The sequence below is a fragment of the Proteiniphilum acetatigenes DSM 18083 genome (genome assembly GCF_000380985.1).
Lineage (GTDB): Bacteria > Bacteroidota > Bacteroidia > Bacteroidales > Dysgonomonadaceae > Proteiniphilum > Proteiniphilum acetatigenes.
On sequence record NZ_KB905693.1, the window covers coordinates 476,811 to 493,551 of the forward strand.

The window sequence follows — 16,741 nt, forward strand, 5'->3', positions numbered from 1 at the left end:
GATGGAAAAATTACCTGAATTCAGTCTGAAAAGGTTTTATTGGAAGGATTACCTGATTATTGCCCTGGGAACTTTCATGTATGCATTGGGTGTTACCCAGTTCATTATGCCGCATCATTTCGTGATGGGTGGACTTGCAGGAGCCGCTGTACTTTTAAATTATGCTTTTGGATTGCCTGTTTCGTTGATGGTATTTGTAATGAATGCCTTGCTATTGTTGGCGGCTTTCAGAGTATTGGGTTTTGAATTTTTAGTAAAGACTATTGTGGGAGTTTCGTTGCTTTCCGCATTTATCGGCATGTTCGAGAGTTTTCAGTGGCAACCAATTATGATGGACGAACCGCTGATGGCGGGACTGATCGGTGCTATCGTAGCGGGTTCCGGGGTTGGTTTAGTAATGTCTGTCAACGGGAGTAGTGGCGGAACCGATATCGTAGTACTTATTATCAATAAATACCGGAATATTACACCCGGTCGGACAATGTTGTTTGTCGACCTTGTTATTGTAGCTTCTTCTTTCCTGATTTTCAGGAGTGTGGAGACCATTGTATTCGGGATCATTATTATTGCGGTGATGGCCACTTCAGTGGATTGGGTGTTGAACGGTATTCGCCAATCGGTACAGTTCTTTATTTTTTCAAGCAAGTATGAAGAGATTGCTACGCAGATCAATCTGCAATTACACCGCGGTTGTACCGTACTGGATGGCATTGGATGGTATTCCCAAAAACCGCAGAAAGTGCTGCTGGTAATGGCCAAACGAACAGAGTCGACCTCCATTTTCCGGCTGGTAAAACAGATCGACAGCAACGCCTTTATCTCCCAGAGTAATGTGGTAGGCGTCTATGGGCAGGGATTCGACCGAATGAAATAAAAACGGCTCTCAGTTCGTAGCCTTGTCGACCAGATAAACCAGCGATTTATAGGCAATACCACTGTTTATCGATAATCCTATTTCACATGTCCGGCTGTTGGAATACCCTTCAGTGGCATCCCGGATACCCTCTTTCAACGGTGCGAGTGCCGAGTTATTGAGTTCCGGATAGAAAAATCCCCGATCGCCCGCCCAACCGCAGCAACCTATATTTTCTGGGACGATCACTTTTTCCGCACAACGTGCCGCCACTGCATGGAGTTTCTCTTCCAGATGCATCTTGGTAGAACTGCAAGTGGTATGTATGGCGACAGAAACAGGTTGTCTGGTAAATTTCAGACGGTCGAGCAAAAAATCGTGAATAAACTCTACCTGGTCGTACAATCTAAGCCGCTTGTCGAGTGTTTCACGCATATGTAGCAGACAAGGGCTCATATCACATATAACGGGTAACTCTCCGTTACGACTTGCTTTCAGAAGCGCTTCATTCAACTCATTCTCCTTTTTTTGTGCCTGCTTCCGGAATCCCTTGCTGCTAAAAGCCATCCCACAGCAAAGTCTGTTTTTTTCTTCAGGAATGATAACAGTGTATCCTGCTTTTCGTAATATGGAAAGCATCTTCTGCGGTATATCTTCCGTCTCTTTATAGCCGAATGAGGAGCCGCCCATGGCACGGGTGATACACGAAGGGAAATAGACCGCCACGGGAGCGTCGGGAGCGCACGCAGGGAAAATATTGTGTGTGATCTTTTTGCTGCCGGAAGGGGTATGACGTGTCCATAAAGGGAATGTTCCGTCGCCTAACCGGTAAAGACCTTTTGTCACGCTTTCCATTACCCCGTATCCCAAACTCTTTCCTATGTAGTGAGGAATCGGCAACAGTCCGCGCAATAGAGAGGTCGTACCTGCCATATTGCCGGCAATAGTGTCGGCAATCCGGTTGGCCAATCTGCCGTTTTGCTGCCAGCGTAATTCTTTGACGAGCTTTCCGGTGTCGATCCTCACCGGGCAGGCAAGTCCGCACAACCCGTCGGTAGCACAGGTCTCTTCCAAAGGATAGGAAATTTCTTTCACCTGTTTCTGAATCGGGTTGCTTTTCTTAGTGCCTGATACCTCCTGTTCTGCCAGGTGGCGGTAGGCTACAATCCGTTGCCGGGGGGTAAGGGTCAGATTCTTTGAAGGGCAGTTCACTTCACAAAAACCACATTCAATACATTTGTCAATGATCGGATTGGCTTCCGGAATCCGCTTCAGGTTCTTGATGAATATATCTCTGTCATCGTTGATCAATACGCCAGGATTGAGGATGTTCTCCGGATCGAAGGTTTTTTTGATACGTTTCATCAGATCGTAGACTTCGCCACCCCACTCTTTTTCTACAAAGGGGGCCATATTGCGTCCTGTACCGTGCTCGGCTTTGAGACTGCCGTTATGTTTTACCGCAACCAGTTCGCATAATTCTTCCATGAAGACAGCATATTTTTCCACTTCTTCGGGAGTGTTGATATCAGGGAAGACGGTGAAATGGACATTGCCGTCGAGCAGATGGCCCCACATCACAGCATTTCCATAACCGGTACGTACGAGTAACTCACGTACATCTGTGAGTGCATCACCTAACGATTCGGCTCTGAAAGCGATATCTTCAATAATGCTTGCCGTGCGGGGAGGTCGGGTGGCTGCTGCCGAAGTGAAGAGTCCGTTGCGTACGTTCCAGTACAGATTATAGAGGTGTTTGTCGGTAGTAAACCTGATTGGGGTAAGTGTCTTGATATGTGCGAGCTTTTCTTCAATCTCAGCCATCTGTGACAGTAAAGTCTCTTCGTCATCGGCTGAAGTATCGATCAGCAATGCGGCTGCACCCTCCGGTAACGATTTCAGCTCTTCGGGCATACCATCCTGATCTTCCACGGCACGCAGGGCATTGCGATCCATCAATTCAGCAGCACTTACCTGACAACTCCTCAATGGGATGATGGTATTGCTCACCTCCCGAAGGTTGGAGAAATAGATCATTGCTGTGGCTTTCATCGGGGCATCGTGTACAGTCTTGAAAGTAGCTTGTGAAACAAACCCCAGAGTACCTTCGGAACCAATCATCAGATGCTGGATAATCTGGATAGGATTATTGAAATCAATCAGTGAATTTACCCCGTAACCACAAGTGTTTTTAAGTTGAAATTTTGAAGCGATCTTTTTCCGGATCGCTTCATTGCTGACCACATCGTTGTGTAACTGCTCAATTTCCGCGATAAGTTGGGGATGAGAGGTGATGAAAGTCCGACAACTCTCATTGTCAGCAGTATCTAATAACGAACCGTCGGCAAAGATAATACGCATCGACCTGATCGTATTATAGCTGTTATGCTGGATCCCGTAACTCGATCCACTTGCATTGTTGGCAATAATCCCACCGATTTTTGCAGAGTTGATAGATGCCGGCTTTGGTCCCAATTTACGTCTATATCTCATCAACATACGGTTTGCTGCAGCACCGGTAAGTCCACACCCAAATATGGCGGTACGCCCTTCATCGGTAATGGTGGAAAATTCAAATCCGGTACCAGTTTCCATTAGTATGGAGTCGGAGATGGTCTGTCCACTTAAACTGGTGCCTGCAGCTTTAAATGTTACAGGCAGATTTTCTGTCCGGCAGAATCCCAATAAACGAATTACTTCATCTTCTGAGTTTACCCTTACTACTGCTTTAGGAATAAGCCGGTAGAGCCCTGCATCCGTTCCTTTGACGAGACGTGAAAGTTCATCGGTGAAAACCTGATCTTGAGGGAATAATTGTAAGAGCCGGTTACGTAATTGTTTAGTTTCCATTTAATCCGTATCTTTTTCGTAAAGATAGATGATAAATTCATAGGAGTAGAAAAAGTAACAAGAAAAAAGCTGTCATTTCAGACAGCTTTTACACGCTTTTTCATTTAAACGATGAGTTTTACTTGTCAGCTCAATGACGCAAAGACTTCTTTTTCTTCGGCGTCCAAAGCAACTTTTCCCTCTCTTGCCAGCCATCCGAGTGCTGCGTAGAGGTCTTTATCGGTCAATTTCGTTGCTTTTTTGATCTCTTTGACATTCTGCCGGCCTTTCTCGTCCAGAATCGTCCATACTTTGCCGGCGTTGATTCCAATTTGTTCAACCATTCATTTTGATTTTTAATAGTATAACCTAATAATTTCGGGGCAAAGTTACGGTTATATTTGCAGAAAAACAACGTTTTCGTAAAGTTAAATATACAAATAAGTAATGATTATCAATCAGGTAGTACTTTTATATCAATTTTCAGTTACTCTTTTCATCAGTTCTGAGACCTGTTTGATAAGAGAATGCCTGTTGTCATTGCAGATTACATAATCGGCATACTTTATTTTCTCCTCTTCAGGGAGTTGGCTGTTCATCCGGGCTTCTACCTCATTGCGTGCCGAACGGTCGCGCTGCATAACCCTGGCGATACGAAGTTCTTTCGGAGCTTGTACCATAACCACTTTGTCTACGAATTGGTGAAAGCCCGCCTCAATAAGTAGGGCGGCATCTAGAATCACCATCGGGCAATGTTCCCGCATCCGACACCATTCGGTAAAATGCCTGGCCAGTTCCGGATGGATAATGGAATTGACTATAGCCAATTTGCGACTATCATGAAAAATAATGGAAGCCAGCTTTTTTCTGTCTAGTTTGTCATTGATATAAAGATCTTCTCCGATCTGCTGTGTCAATTGCGCACGGATATAAGGTGACGAATCATTCAGTTTTTTTGCTTCCTGGTCGGCATTGTATAAAGGAATTCCATGCAGGCGGAAAAGTTCGGATACGACTGATTTCCCGCTTCCTATTCCTCCGGTGATGCCGATCTTTATCATCTGTCAGTCTTGCTTTCAAACAGGAATTCCACTGAAGCCGGGGAGATCCGGGGATTGATAATGGAAGAGGGCCTGTCTGTAAGTTCAAGTTCCACACGTCCATCCTCGTTAGAATGAAACTTTCTGTAATCGAGCTCTATGGAGAAATCTTCCGGTACAATTTTCTTGTACTCTTCAAGTGTAACCGAGAAAGTAACGTTGGCACGGGACGGGAAGAATTTTACATCGAGCCTTGCAGGCATATGGGTGGCCGTAATGGGCACTTCAAATGTCCGTTCGGTATACTCTTGTATGGGAATATATATATCTACCTGTGAAGGTACAAATTTTACCCCTCCCACATTATTTATCCTAATGGGTAACTGAGACGTAGCTTTCAGATTTTTGAATACCGTATATTCGGTCACGGCACCTTTCAGTTTATCGAGTGATTGCTGGGAGCCGTAGGCCATCACTACCTCCGGAATAAAGATTGCGCTGTCTGCCACTAAATTAGCCCTGCTTGTGGTGATTTCTCCGTCGAAGACCACGGGCAATTCTTTACTCTGCAGTTTGGAGGTTGCCAGTGAGATACTCATAGGATAATAACCTCTTATGTTAGTGCTGGGGAATAGTTGGGTGCGGATAAGCTGTTCGTACTGGTTACCCTGAAGCACCTTATTACCACCTTCGGTTATCTCAGTAACATTGATCTCGAGCGAATCTCTTTTTCTCATGTCGAGACGAAAGATCTGCGCTCCATTGTCGGCCACACTCACCTCTAAAAAGGGGGGCAGGGGATTATCGAACACTACATCGTCGGGGATGTTCGTGTATTTCAACGGTATCCTGTAGGTACCTTCTACATTCTCTTTCTGAAAAAAGAGCATTAACCAGAAAATAAAAGCCAGCACCAGGAAGAACAGAAAGGCCAATACATTTTTCCACGGGAAGGTGGAAAAAAATACCTTGATCCCGGGCTGCCATTTCTTGATGATAGCTCTTACTTCCATCACAAACGCAGTTTACTTGGTCTGTTGTGCTACGTCGGCCGGTGAGGCATATACCGAACCTTTTTCGAATTTTAATTTTACGCCATCAGCTACTTCCACTAAAAACCATGTGTCGCCTACTTCTCTGATCCTTCCATGGATACCACCTGAAGTGACAACCTTATCTCCGGTTTTCATGGCTTCGCGGCTTTTCTGCAGTTCTTTCTGTTTTTTCTGCTGGGGACGTATCATAAAGAAATAAAATACGGCAAAAATGGCAACCATCATTAACAGGGTGCCGCCCATACCACCGCTAGGAGCGGCTGCTTGTAATAAAACATTCATAAGAATTATTGTTTAGGTGTTTATAATTAGTTTTTAAAGATACGATTTTCTTTTTTTATTTCCTGCACAATCGCATCCAAAATTCCATTGATAAAGGTACCACTTTTGGAGGTACTGTACGATTTAGCAATCTCAATATATTCGTTAAGCGAAACATTGGTCGGGATAGAATCAAATGTAAATATCTCGGAAAGAGCTACCTGCATGATGATAAGATCCATGAACGCAATGCGGTCAAAATCCCATTTTTCAGTGTGTTTCTCAATGAGTCCGCGGTATTCCTTTTCGTCCAATATGGAATTATGCAGTAATTTCAGCGCATACTCCTTATCTTCTTCATCTTTAAACATTGGCAACAGAGGTTGATTATCGCCATTCTCTGCCGAAAACCGCTTGATGGTCTTCATTACAAAGGTCTGTACAATCTCAATATCGTCATTCCAGTATATACACTCATCCTCCAGAATATCATCCAGTTCTTCATTCAGGTAGATAAACTGCTTGAATGTTTTCCGCCAGAACTCCTGATCTTCTTCGTAGGTAGGAGAAGCGATCGCGGCGTATTCTTTGTAAGTGTCAGAAGATAAAATCTCGTCTAACAGGTTTTTGATGAACGCTTCGTTCGATTCCCAGGACATGGGACGTTCCGCAAGCTGTTTTTGGAATTGCCTGTTCCCGCGCAATTGCACGATGAACTTATTGTCGATAAGATGGGTGTTGGGATGTAGATCCTCCTCCGTCGGCAAGAATTTATTCCGTTTTGTCTCCACCCTGTTTTGATACGAATCGGTGAGCTCTACCATCAGAAGAAGTAGAAAATAATAAAGATCGTATGATTTCTGCAGGCCGAATAATAATTCTTTTTCGGCGTTACGTAAATCTTTATTCGTATTTTGGTACCAAGCATAAACCAATTGTACTACCCTGATACGAATTAAATTTCTGTTAATCATTGATGCAATGAACGTTTTCGTTAAGCTAAATGAGCAGAAGACAAAACTCGCTTGGATTATGCCATAGCGAGGAAATGTCTACTTTAGTGAACGTTTTCGTTAAGCAGGAGCAGAACAAATTTATTTGTTTTGCCGGGCGTAGAAAACGTCTATTCTTTAATGAACTTAGTTTTAGAGTTGCAAAAGTAGCTAATTTTTCGGTATTAAACACACTGTTGAGCGAAAAGTAAGTATGTCGGGTAAAATCGGGAGAGTATCCGGACAATTATTTTAAACAAATTTCGTAGATTTGCAGAGAATGTGGGAAGGTGGAAAAGTTCGAGAAGCGGTAAATAATCTTTCAAATCCGACATTCTGAATCTCAAGTCCTCAATTAAAATAAACTAATCATATGAGAAAAGGAATTTTTATACTTGCACTTATGTTGATCGGTATATCGGTTATGGGACAACAACGGGAACGGAATATTGCCATTATTCCGGAACCTGTCTCGCTTCTTAAGAAAGGCGGGCATTACGTCTTGCCTGACGAGGTGGTTATTTCAAGTCCGGCAGATAAGTCGACTGCCTATGTGAATCAGCTGTTAAAAGAGAAACTTTCTATAGCGTCCGGTAAGAAGGTAAAGTTGACTACTTCAGCTACCAATGCCGATATTGAATTACTATTAAATAAAACTACCGATAGAGAGATTGGTAGTGAAGGATACAGGCTGCATGTAACACCGGAGAAAGTGGTTATAAAAGCAAACGAGCCGGCTGGTTTGTTATATGGAGTGCAGACGCTTTTCCAGCTTTTGCCTCCCCAAATTGAAAGCGATAAAAGAGAGGAGCATGTTTCCTGGCAGATACCTGTGGTGGAGATTGTGGATTATCCCAGAGTAGAATGGCGAGGGTTGATGCTCGACGTATCTCGTCATTTTTTCACGGTGGACGAAGTAAAACGATTTATCGATAACATGGTGAAATACAAATACAATATATTTCACTGGCACCTTACTGATGATGAGGGGTGGCGCATTGAGATAAAAAGTCTGCCGAAGTTGACTGAAGTGGGTGCATGGCGTACCGAACAGATAGGATGGTTTGGTAGTCTTTCTGATCCTGACCCCAACGCACCCAAAAACTACGGTGGTTTTTATACGCAGGATGAGATCAGGGAGGTGATTGCATATGCAATGGAGCGTAATGTACAGGTAATGCCGGAGATCGATGTGCCGGGGCACAGTTCGGCAGTATTGGCTGCATATCCCGAACTGGCCTGTTTCCCGGAAAGCGGAGACCATTTCGTGCGTACGGGAGCTCCTTTTCTCGACTGGAATACCGGAGGGCGACCTGCTGCCATTTATGAGAATACGCTTTGCCCTGCCAATGAAAACGTCTATGAATTCATGGATAAGGTGATCACTGAAGTGGCGGAGCTTTTCCCGTTTGAGTACATTCATACCGGTGGCGACGAAGCTCCCTATACCTTCTGGGAAAAGAGTCCGGCTGTCAAACAGTTGATGGTCCGTGAAGGAATAGAAGATATGGCCGGCGTACAATCCTATTTCGGCAAACGGGTAGAACAGATCATTCTTTCCAAAGGGAAAAAAATGATGGGCTGGGACGAGATCCTTGAAGGTGGTATTACACCCACCACTGCATTGATGAGTTGGCGTGGGATTGAGCATGGGATCGAAGCCTCCAGGTCGGGACATTATGTCGTAATGAGTCCGACTAATTATGTATATATCGATTATATGCAGGGTGATCGTTCTATGGAGCCAATTGTATATAGCAGTCTGCGATTGAATCAAACCTATCAATTCGACCCTATACCGGAAGGTGCCAATGCGGAGTATATATTAGGTGGACAGGCGAATTTGTGGACAGAGCAGGTCTATAATATCCGTCAGGTGGAATATATGGTTTGGCCGCGTGGATTTGCCGTGGCTGAATCGCTCTGGTCTCCAAAGGACAAAAAGGATTGGACCCGTTTCACCTCCAAGACGGAAGATCATTTTGTGCGCTTGGATTATGCACAGACCAAATATTCCCCGGCGATGTACGATCCTATTGTAACAGTAACAAAGGAGGGGGAGGAGCTTGTTGTGACGCTCACAACGGAGATCGATGGGTTGGATATTTATACCAGTTTCGATGCCTCTACTCCCGACAATTTCTATCCGGTCTATAAGGAGCCGTTACGGGTTCCTAAAGATGCTTATATACTGAGAATTATTTCCTATCGTGACGGCAAGCCTGTCGGGCGACTGATGAGTATTTCCGCAGAAGAACTGAAGAAAAGAGTGAGATAGATAAGACTAATAATAAGTATTAAGTTGTTGTTTGATAAAAAGAAAATCATTACCTTTGCGCCGCTTTTTTGAAAGCTCCCGTGTGATGGGAAATAAAGAAAGCACTTTATTTTGAGTAACACAAACAAATTGTAAAAATGAAAACATTTGAATTAAAAGGCGAGATCAGAGACGATTTCGGAAAAAAAGCGGCCAGAGCATATCGCAGTGAAGGGCTGATCCCGTGTGTTGTATACGGAGGACATGGCGAAGGTAATGTGAACTTCGTAGTGAAGCAGGGCGACGTGCGTAAATTGATTTACACGCCGGAAGTCTTTCTGGTAAATCTCGACCTTGGAGAAAAGAAATTACAAGCCATCGTAAAAGAGTTACAGTTTCATCCGGTAAAAGATACCATTCTTCATATCGACTTCTTGCACGTGGTCGAAAATGCACCTGTAGTGATTGAAATTCCTGTTCGTCTGGTTGGTCTGGCTGCCGGCGTGAGAGCTGGTGGTAAGTTGTCACTCGATACACGTAAATTGAAAGTGAAAGCATTGCCATCCAAATTGCCCGAAGAATTGGTGGTGAACGTAGAAAAACTGGAATTGGGTAAATCTATTCAGGTTGGGCAGTTGAATTTCGACGATGTGGAAATATTGAATGCCAAGAATGCCGTCGTATGCCGTGTGCAGTTGACACGTGCTGCAAGAGGAGCAGCAGCAAAGGCTGAGTAAAAAGAGAGAGGTATGAAACGAGCATGAGAACTGTTCACATCCGGAAACGTTTTCGATAAGCGAATACAGAGGAAAAACTTGGTTTTACTATGTTGAGCGTAGAATTGAAAATCGAGGAGCGAAGGCGACTCAAAACTACTAGCTTTAGTGAACATGACAATATGCGAGTTCCATACGAACTTAGTGTTGAAAATTGATATTGTCGTATGAAATATTTGATTGCGGGATTGGGCAATATCGGACCCGATTATGAGCAAACCCGCCACAATATTGGATTTATGGTATTGGACGCTTTTGCTAAAGCGTCCAATGTTGTTTTTGAGGACAGGCGATACGGTTTTGTCGCTGAGATGCGGCTTAGAAACAAATCGCTTATCCTGCTCAAGCCTTCTACCTTTATGAATCTGAGCGGGAATGCTATCCGCTACTGGTTGCAGAAGGAAAAGATCGAAACCCAGAATCTACTGGTGGTGGTTGATGATCTGGCTTTACCTTTCGGTACATTACGAATGAAATCGAAGGGGAGTGATGCAGGCCATAATGGTTTAAAGCATATCCAGGATCTGATAGGGCAGAATTATCCACGGCTCAGGTTCGGGATCGGAGATAATTTTCCGCGGGGAGGACAGATTAATTATGTGCTGGACCGGTTTTCGGAAGAAGAACAGCGACTGTTGCCCGAACGGATCGATATGGCAGTAGATATGATCCGCAGCTTTTGTCTGGCGGGTATTCATGTTACAATGAATCAGTATAATAACCGGTAGACCCTGCCTGTATGAGCAGGCTTGCTGCTGTGAATTTTCCCCGTCTGATGATAGTCTTTGTTCTGTTAATCTACTAATCTGAAAGAAATGGATGAAATAAGGATAGATAAATGGTTATGGGCAGTGCGTATCTTTAAGACACGTACTGCCGCTTCTGAAGCCTGCAAGAAAGGACGGGTGATGATCGGTAAGGTTGCTGTAAAACCTTCAAGAAATATCAGGGCAGGGGAGATAATTGAAGTGCGAAAACCGCCGGTCACTTTTTCATTCAAAGTGCTGGAATTGACCGACAAACGCATGGGTGCAGCCAAAGTGCCCGAGTTCATGGAAAACGTGACCCCTCCCGATCAATACGAACTGCTGGAGTTGAACCGGATCAGCGGATTTGTCGACAGGCAAAGGGGGGCCGGCCGGCCTACCAAGAAAGAGCGGCGTGACCTGGAGCAGTTTACCGACTCCTTCGATTTTGACGAATCTGATTTTTAAAACAAGTTTGACCTATAAAGATTTAGTAGTTATGACTTTTTTTTCAAATAAATATCACCTCATCCTCGCTTCCAATTCTCCGCGGAGAAAAGAGTTACTTTCTGGAATTGACGTGGAATATGAAGTACTGGCTTTACCGGATATTGACGAGTCGTATCCCGACGATCTTCCTCATGAGGAAATCCCGGAGTTCCTGGCAAAGAAGAAAGCATTGGCTTATATTTCACTGCTGCAGGATGATACATTGCTTATTACGGCTGATACCGTCGTACTGTTACATGACCGGATTTTGGGTAAACCATTGGATAAAGCGGATGCAAAGCGGATGTTGAAAGAGCTTTCCGGTGAGACGCACCGTGTGGTTACGGGAGTTTGCCTGACCTCGAAACAAAAACAGGTCTGTTTCTCGGATACCGCCCATGTTACATTCGGACTGCTGACGGACGAAGAGATCGATTATTACGTGGAGAAATACAATCCGTCGGACAAGGCTGGAGCCTATGGTGTACAGGAATGGATCGGTTATGTGGGTGTAAGGAGAATAGAGGGTTCCTATTTCAACGTGATGGGATTACCCATTTTCAAGGTATACCGGGAATTGAGACGGTTTTAGAAGCCACTTTTTTCCTGTCTGTTAGCATGAGAAAAATAAAAAAATGTATCTTTGCGCCCCGGGTACTAATGAGTTAATATGCTAATGAGATGATGTATTGATTTAATAATTGGTAATTATTGTAGGTGTAATCTGCTAATCAGTAAATCATCAATTTGATAAATCGTCTTGGCTCTTGGTTCCTGACTCTTTTTAATTCATAATATTATATATGCTGACAGTAGAAAAAATCGGGGGTACCTCCATGTCTCAATTTCAGGATGTGCTTCAAAACATTATCAAAGGAGATCGCAAGGGAGATGAACTATATAACCGCATCTTTGTGGTTTCGGCCTATAATAACGTAACTAACTGGTTACTTGAACACAAGAAGACCGGTGAGCCGGGCATTTACAATAAATTCCTGAATGGAGAGGATTATAGTAGCGCATTGGATGCGTTTTGTCAGCGTTTACTCCTGATCAATGATGGTTTTGCCGATTACGGCCTCGACCTGAAAGAGGCACGCGACTTTATTCGTTTTCGGGTGGATCAGGCCAAAACGGTGCTTTACAGCCTCGGGAAAGTGTTGGCGTCGGGTTATGTAGATCCGAAAGCGATACATCTGGCTGCGCGCGAAATTCTGGCATCCATAGGAGAAGCTCATTCGGGATGGAATTCCGTCAATATTCTTAATAACAACGGTATCAATGCCCGTTTTGTGGATCTGTGCGGGTTTAATGATAATGAATCACTGACCATCGATCAACGGATCCATAAAGAGTTCAGTGACATAGATTTCGGTAGTGTACTCTGCATTGCTACAGGATACACCAAAGGGACAGAAGGTATTATGCGTGCTTTTGACCGGGGTTACAGCGAAGTGACTTTCAGTAAGATCGCTGTCGAGGTAAAAGCAGATGAAGCGGTTATTCACAAGGAATATCATCTTTCGAGTGCAGATCCCAAGATTGTGGGCGTGGAGAACAGTATTCCCGTGGGACATACCAATTACATTATTGCCGATCAGTTGGCAGATATCGGTATGGAAGCGATCCACCCCAAGGCGGCGAAACCTTTGGAACTGGCAGGTATCAATATCCGTATAAAAAACACCTTTGAGCCCAACCATCCCGGAACACTTATATCGCGTGATTATATTTCACCCGAACCCCGTGTGGAAATCGTTTCCGGTTCGCGAAAAGTGCTTGCCATCGAAGTGCACGACCCGATGATGGTGGGTGAAGTGGGTTTCGACGGGCATCTCATGCAATATTTTGTGAAGCATGAGGTGAGCTATATTCTGAAATCGACCAACGCAAACTCTATTACAATGGTGGTGTGGGATCATGAGAAGAGCAGGGAACTGGTCAAAGTCCTTCAGAAGCAGTTTTATCAGGTTAGAGCAGAGCCGATGGCCATTATCTGTGCCATGGGTTCCAATATTGCACTTCCCGGATTCCTTTATAGGGCGACGAAAGCATTGTATGAGAAAGGGATCAACGTGGAAAGTTTTGCCCAGTCGCTGATGCAGGTCAATATGCAGTTCGTGATCCAACGTGAACGGTATGAAGATGCGGTGATCGCATTGAACGAAGCGTTGTGCAAGTGAAAAATATATATTAAATATTCTTAAATGGACTCTCCGTATATTGGAGAGTTTATTTTTATATATTTACTTTGTATTTCAAAGTACTTTTTAATTATGAAGAATAACGAAGCGGTCGAAGCAGTAAAAGAGATACGGGTAATGATGGAGAAATCATCTCGTTTCTTGTCGTTCAGTGGCACATCTGCAATTCTTATCGGTTTATATGCGTTGGCGGGAGCATTTGTAGCCCGTGGCATTATATCACCGGTTAAAGAGATTCCTGATGAGTATTCTACCCCCGGCTGGATTACCATTGCCCCTCATATTATTCTTGTGGCTCTCATTGTATTCGTATTATCATTGTCTACAATTCTGTTCTTCTCAGCCCGGAAAGCGAAAAAAATGAATCATTCTTTCATCAATGGTCCGGCTTACCGCACGTTTCTGAACTTTTTCCTGCCCCTCACCGTAGGTGGAATTTTCTGTGTTGCACTTCTTGTCGAAGGAGATGTAGGAATTATTGCTCCGGTCATGTTGCTGTTTTACGGACTATCGCTCATTAATGCATCAAAGTACACGTATGGAAATATTTTCTGGTTGGGATGTAGTGAATTGCTTCTCGGACTGATATGCGCATTCTTTCCCGGAAAGGGACTGTTGTTATGGGCGATCGGATTTGGTATCCTGCATATTGTGTATGGTATTTACTTCTATTTTCGCATTGAAAGATATTCTGCAGCATGATTGAACATCTGGAAGATATCAATAAAGCATTTGAGAGCAAGGTCCGGCTTGGGATTATGTCGGTTCTCATGGTGAATGATGAAATCGATTTTAATTCACTGAAGGAATTGCTGGGAGTGACCGACGGTAATCTGGCTAGCCATACCCGGGCACTGGAAAGTCTGGAATACATCGTTGTGAAGAAACAATTTGTCGGCAGAAAGCCTAGGACCACATTCGCTCGAACCGGAAAAGGAGAGAAGGCGTTTCGGGAACATCTTCAGGCATTGGAATCTTTTTTGAATAAGGTGGAACGGTGAGAAGGTGGGACAGTGGAAAGGGAGACAGGGAAGGACTCAATGCCTCTGGTAATTAGTAAATAATAATTTGTAATTGATAATTGACAATATGGAAACAATGGATTCTTCAAATCAAATGACACCGTTACCGTCGGAAGGGAACGGAAATAAAAGGAGTTTTATTGAACGCTATTCTGCAAGTATTAAGCTGGTGATAATTGGATTCTTAACTCTTTTTTTGTTGATTCCGTTAGGAATGATCCGCGGGCTTATCAATGAGCGAAAATTCACGAAATCCAGTGCAGTTCAGGATATTACTTCAAAATGGAGTGGTGAGCAGATCGTGACCGGACCGTGTATCGCTATTCCGTATACTCAGGAGCGGATTATGAACGATAAGCGTGAAATAGTTAGCAGGGATATCCTCTTGTTTCCTGAAACGCTGGATATACAAGCTAATGCGGCAGTGGAAAAACGTAAGCGCGGCATTTATGATGCGTCGGTCTATAAATCCGAGATCACTTTGGAGGGTGCTTTTGATATGAGTGAGATTGAGAAGGCCGGTATTAAAGAAGAAGATATAAAGTTTGATAAAGCCCGTGTTATCATGGGAATAACCGATCTGAGAGGTATTCGTGAGGTAGTCTCATTACAACTTAACGGGAAGACCTTCCTTATGGAACCCGGAATTCCGGTGGAAAATTTATTTACCGGCCCGAATCCGGATATGAATATATATATTCCCGACACAGAAAAATCGGTGGCAGCACCGAATGTTTTTTCCGGGATCTTTGCAGCGGGGCTGAATGCCCGTCCCGATTCGTCGGCCATAACTGCAATGAGGGATGGAAATACACCCTTTTCAGTAACGTTGTATCTGAATGGATCGATGGGATTGTATATTGTGCCGGTGGGAAAAGTGACGACAGCAGCCTTTCAATCAGATTGGTCAGCACCGAGTTTCGGAGGTGGTTTCCTGCCTTCTGATCATGAGATTGGAGATGAGGGTTTCTCCGCGAATTGGAAGATATTGGATCTTAATCGCAGTTATGGACAGGTAGTACGTGCCGATGACAGTTCGACAATTAATCTGGTAGCATCATCACTCTTTGGGGTGAAGTTCATTCAATCGGTAGATCAGTACCAGCAGAATTTACGGAGTGTAAAATATGGTATACTGATTATTTTACTTACGTTTGTGGTAGTACTTTTTATTGAACTGATCAAGAAGAATCCGGTCAATCCGTTTCACTATTTACTTGTCGGATTAGCATTGGTGCTCTTTTATGCGCTGCTCCTCTCCATCTCTGAAATATGGGGATTTAATCTTGCTTACGCCGTGGCGGCTCTCATGACTATTATTATGATCACACTTCATATGGGGGCCATCCTTAAGAATCGGAAACAGGGATTGTTGGTCGGGGGATTGTTGGCTTTTCTCTATGTTTTTGTCTTCCTGTTGATCCGGATGGAAAGCTACTCCCTGTTAGTCGGAAGCTTAGGATTATTTGCTATTCTGGCGGTAATCATGTATTATGCAAGGAAGATAAGAATATGATTTTTATTAGTGATCTCATATATATACCTTTACATCAACTCTACATTTTGAATGTAGAGTTGTTTTTTATGATTAACAACTATACATCTGTATTTTAAAAGTGTTGATAATTAGTGTTATACTATAATAATTAACCATACGTTTCAGTCTTATCCCTTTTGACGTTGTATTACGTATTTTCCCTGATATCGGGGTGTAGGGACTGAAAAGTTTCGTAACATTGCAGAAAAATTGTTACAAGGTAGCAGTTTTTATTTTAGTTAAAGCCAATTAGCAAATATATTTATTGTACTGATGTTGTTGGCCGTATCGTGTGTGGAAGACAATATGTACAAAGGCCCGGCAAATATAGAAAAAATTGAATATACGCCATCAAAAGTAATGCCCGACGGTGATGTTACCGTAACGGCAATCATCACCGATCTGCAGGATGTCACTGCAGCCAAGATCCAGTATAAGGTGAATGGCGGTACGCAGATTGAAGTGGCCATGACCAAAGGAAGTGGTGATACTTATACCGGTGTTATCCCGAAACAGGCTGATAAAGGTTCCTATCAGCGTATACCGAATGGCACGGGCACTTGGAAACTTGCGGCATCCACCAACGGAAGCGCAAATCCGGCTTCAGGAGAAGATATTCCTCAACAATAATAAAAAAACTGTTTTTTAATATGTAAACCAAACAGAAGACCGGAACGTAA

The 16,741-nt window shown here is 43.6% G+C and carries 17 protein-coding genes; 11 read left to right on the forward strand and 6 right to left on the reverse strand.

Going from position 1 to position 16,741, the window contains the following annotated elements; all coding sequences use genetic code 11:
* Window position 1 precedes the first annotated feature (1 nt).
* The gene (locus F597_RS0103940) at window positions 2–874 is read left to right on the forward strand and encodes a YitT family protein (RefSeq protein WP_019538415.1); all 873 of its coding nucleotides are present in this window, start codon (window positions 2–4) and stop codon (window positions 872–874) included.
* A gap of 9 nt (window positions 875–883) precedes the next feature.
* Here the strand turns inward: F597_RS0103940 and F597_RS0103945 are convergent, their stop codons facing one another.
* The 6 genes from F597_RS0103945 to nusB all read right to left on the reverse strand — a co-directional run bounded on the left by F597_RS0103945 (window position 884) and on the right by nusB (window position 7,012).
* A complete protein-coding gene (locus F597_RS0103945; RefSeq protein WP_019538416.1) occupies window positions 884–3,703 on the reverse strand; it encodes an FAD-binding and (Fe-S)-binding domain-containing protein in 2,820 nt (939 codons plus the stop codon).
* Between the two features lie 125 nt (window positions 3,704–3,828).
* Window positions 3,829–4,026 (reverse strand): winged helix-turn-helix domain-containing protein, encoded by a 198-nt coding sequence (locus F597_RS0103950; RefSeq protein ID WP_019538417.1) that lies wholly within the window; start codon window positions 4,024–4,026, stop codon window positions 3,829–3,831.
* A gap of 132 nt (window positions 4,027–4,158) precedes the next feature.
* On the reverse strand, window positions 4,159–4,743 hold the full coding sequence (coaE, locus tag F597_RS0103955; RefSeq protein WP_019538418.1) for a dephospho-CoA kinase: 585 nt from the start codon (window positions 4,741–4,743) through the stop codon (window positions 4,159–4,161).
* Window positions 4,740–5,735 (reverse strand): YbbR-like domain-containing protein, encoded by a 996-nt coding sequence (locus F597_RS0103960; RefSeq protein ID WP_019538419.1) that lies wholly within the window; start codon window positions 5,733–5,735, stop codon window positions 4,740–4,742. Before F597_RS0103960 ends, coaE begins: the two co-directional genes overlap by 4 nt.
* Window positions 5,736–5,747: 12 nt before the next feature.
* A complete protein-coding gene (gene yajC / locus F597_RS0103965) occupies window positions 5,748–6,068 on the reverse strand; it encodes a preprotein translocase subunit YajC (RefSeq protein ID WP_026327100.1) in 321 nt (106 codons plus the stop codon).
* Window positions 6,069–6,085: 17 nt separating this feature from the next.
* Entirely contained in the window at window positions 6,086–7,012 is a 927-nt protein-coding gene (nusB, locus tag F597_RS0103970; RefSeq protein ID WP_019538421.1) for a transcription antitermination factor NusB, read from the reverse strand.
* Between the two features lie 391 nt (window positions 7,013–7,403).
* Between nusB and F597_RS0103975 the strand changes: the two genes are divergently transcribed.
* From F597_RS0103975 to F597_RS0104020, 10 genes are all read left to right on the forward strand, one after another.
* Entirely contained in the window at window positions 7,404–9,308 is a 1,905-nt protein-coding gene (locus F597_RS0103975) for a beta-N-acetylhexosaminidase (RefSeq protein ID WP_019538422.1), read from the forward strand.
* Between the two features lie 137 nt (window positions 9,309–9,445).
* On the forward strand, window positions 9,446–10,024 hold the full coding sequence (locus F597_RS0103980; RefSeq protein ID WP_019538423.1) for a 50S ribosomal protein L25/general stress protein Ctc: 579 nt from the start codon (window positions 9,446–9,448) through the stop codon (window positions 10,022–10,024).
* A 206-nt stretch (window positions 10,025–10,230) separates the two neighbouring features.
* Window positions 10,231–10,791 carry an aminoacyl-tRNA hydrolase gene (gene pth, locus F597_RS0103985; protein WP_019538424.1) on the forward strand — a complete coding sequence of 187 codons (561 nt, stop codon included), beginning with the start codon at window positions 10,231–10,233 and terminating at the stop codon, window positions 10,789–10,791.
* 87 nt (window positions 10,792–10,878) lie between these two features.
* On the forward strand, window positions 10,879–11,277 hold the full coding sequence (locus F597_RS0103990; protein ID WP_019538425.1) for an RNA-binding S4 domain-containing protein: 399 nt from the start codon (window positions 10,879–10,881) through the stop codon (window positions 11,275–11,277).
* A gap of 31 nt (window positions 11,278–11,308) precedes the next feature.
* Entirely contained in the window at window positions 11,309–11,890 is a 582-nt protein-coding gene (locus F597_RS0103995) for a Maf-like protein (RefSeq protein WP_019538426.1), read from the forward strand.
* 211 nt (window positions 11,891–12,101) lie between these two features.
* Window positions 12,102–13,481 carry an aspartate kinase gene (locus F597_RS0104000; RefSeq protein WP_019538427.1) on the forward strand — a complete coding sequence of 460 codons (1,380 nt, stop codon included), beginning with the start codon at window positions 12,102–12,104 and terminating at the stop codon, window positions 13,479–13,481.
* Between the two features lie 93 nt (window positions 13,482–13,574).
* Window positions 13,575–14,204, forward strand: coding sequence for a hypothetical protein (locus F597_RS0104005; RefSeq protein WP_026327101.1), 630 nt, complete (start codon window positions 13,575–13,577; stop codon window positions 14,202–14,204).
* Window positions 14,201–14,503 (forward strand): winged helix-turn-helix domain-containing protein, encoded by a 303-nt coding sequence (locus tag F597_RS0104010; protein WP_019538429.1) that lies wholly within the window; start codon window positions 14,201–14,203, stop codon window positions 14,501–14,503. Before F597_RS0104005 ends, F597_RS0104010 begins: the two co-directional genes overlap by 4 nt.
* Window positions 14,504–14,591: 88 nt before the next feature.
* Window positions 14,592–16,040, forward strand: coding sequence for a cell envelope integrity protein CreD (creD, locus tag F597_RS0104015; RefSeq protein WP_221406089.1), 1,449 nt, complete (start codon window positions 14,592–14,594; stop codon window positions 16,038–16,040).
* 327 nt (window positions 16,041–16,367) lie between these two features.
* Window positions 16,368–16,691, forward strand: coding sequence for a hypothetical protein (locus F597_RS0104020; RefSeq protein WP_169337962.1), 324 nt, complete (start codon window positions 16,368–16,370; stop codon window positions 16,689–16,691).
* Window positions 16,692–16,741: the final 50 nt, after the last annotated feature.

Coding starts and splice junctions, on each gene's coding strand:
- creD (WP_221406089.1), top strand. CDS start 14,592: ATGGAAACAATGGATTCTTCAAATCAAATGACACCGTTACCGTCGGAA.
- F597_RS0103950 (WP_019538417.1), bottom strand. CDS start 4,026: ATGGTTGAACAAATTGGAATCAACGCCGGCAAAGTATGGACGATTCTG.
- F597_RS0104010 (WP_019538429.1), top strand. CDS start 14,201: ATGATTGAACATCTGGAAGATATCAATAAAGCATTTGAGAGCAAGGTC.
- coaE (WP_019538418.1), bottom strand. CDS start 4,743: ATGATAAAGATCGGCATCACCGGAGGAATAGGAAGCGGGAAATCAGTC.
- F597_RS0104000 (WP_019538427.1), top strand. CDS start 12,102: ATGCTGACAGTAGAAAAAATCGGGGGTACCTCCATGTCTCAATTTCAG.
- F597_RS0103975 (WP_019538422.1), top strand. CDS start 7,404: ATGAGAAAAGGAATTTTTATACTTGCACTTATGTTGATCGGTATATCG.
- F597_RS0104020 (WP_169337962.1), top strand. CDS start 16,368: ATGTACAAAGGCCCGGCAAATATAGAAAAAATTGAATATACGCCATCA.
- pth (WP_019538424.1), top strand. CDS start 10,231: ATGAAATATTTGATTGCGGGATTGGGCAATATCGGACCCGATTATGAG.
- nusB (WP_019538421.1), bottom strand. CDS start 7,012: ATGATTAACAGAAATTTAATTCGTATCAGGGTAGTACAATTGGTTTAT.
- F597_RS0103945 (WP_019538416.1), bottom strand. CDS start 3,703: ATGGAAACTAAACAATTACGTAACCGGCTCTTACAATTATTCCCTCAA.
- F597_RS0103980 (WP_019538423.1), top strand. CDS start 9,446: ATGAAAACATTTGAATTAAAAGGCGAGATCAGAGACGATTTCGGAAAA.
- F597_RS0103940 (WP_019538415.1), top strand. CDS start 2: ATGGAAAAATTACCTGAATTCAGTCTGAAAAGGTTTTATTGGAAGGAT.
- F597_RS0103990 (WP_019538425.1), top strand. CDS start 10,879: ATGGATGAAATAAGGATAGATAAATGGTTATGGGCAGTGCGTATCTTT.
- F597_RS0104005 (WP_026327101.1), top strand. CDS start 13,575: ATGAAGAATAACGAAGCGGTCGAAGCAGTAAAAGAGATACGGGTAATG.
- F597_RS0103995 (WP_019538426.1), top strand. CDS start 11,309: ATGACTTTTTTTTCAAATAAATATCACCTCATCCTCGCTTCCAATTCT.
- F597_RS0103960 (WP_019538419.1), bottom strand. CDS start 5,735: ATGGAAGTAAGAGCTATCATCAAGAAATGGCAGCCCGGGATCAAGGTA.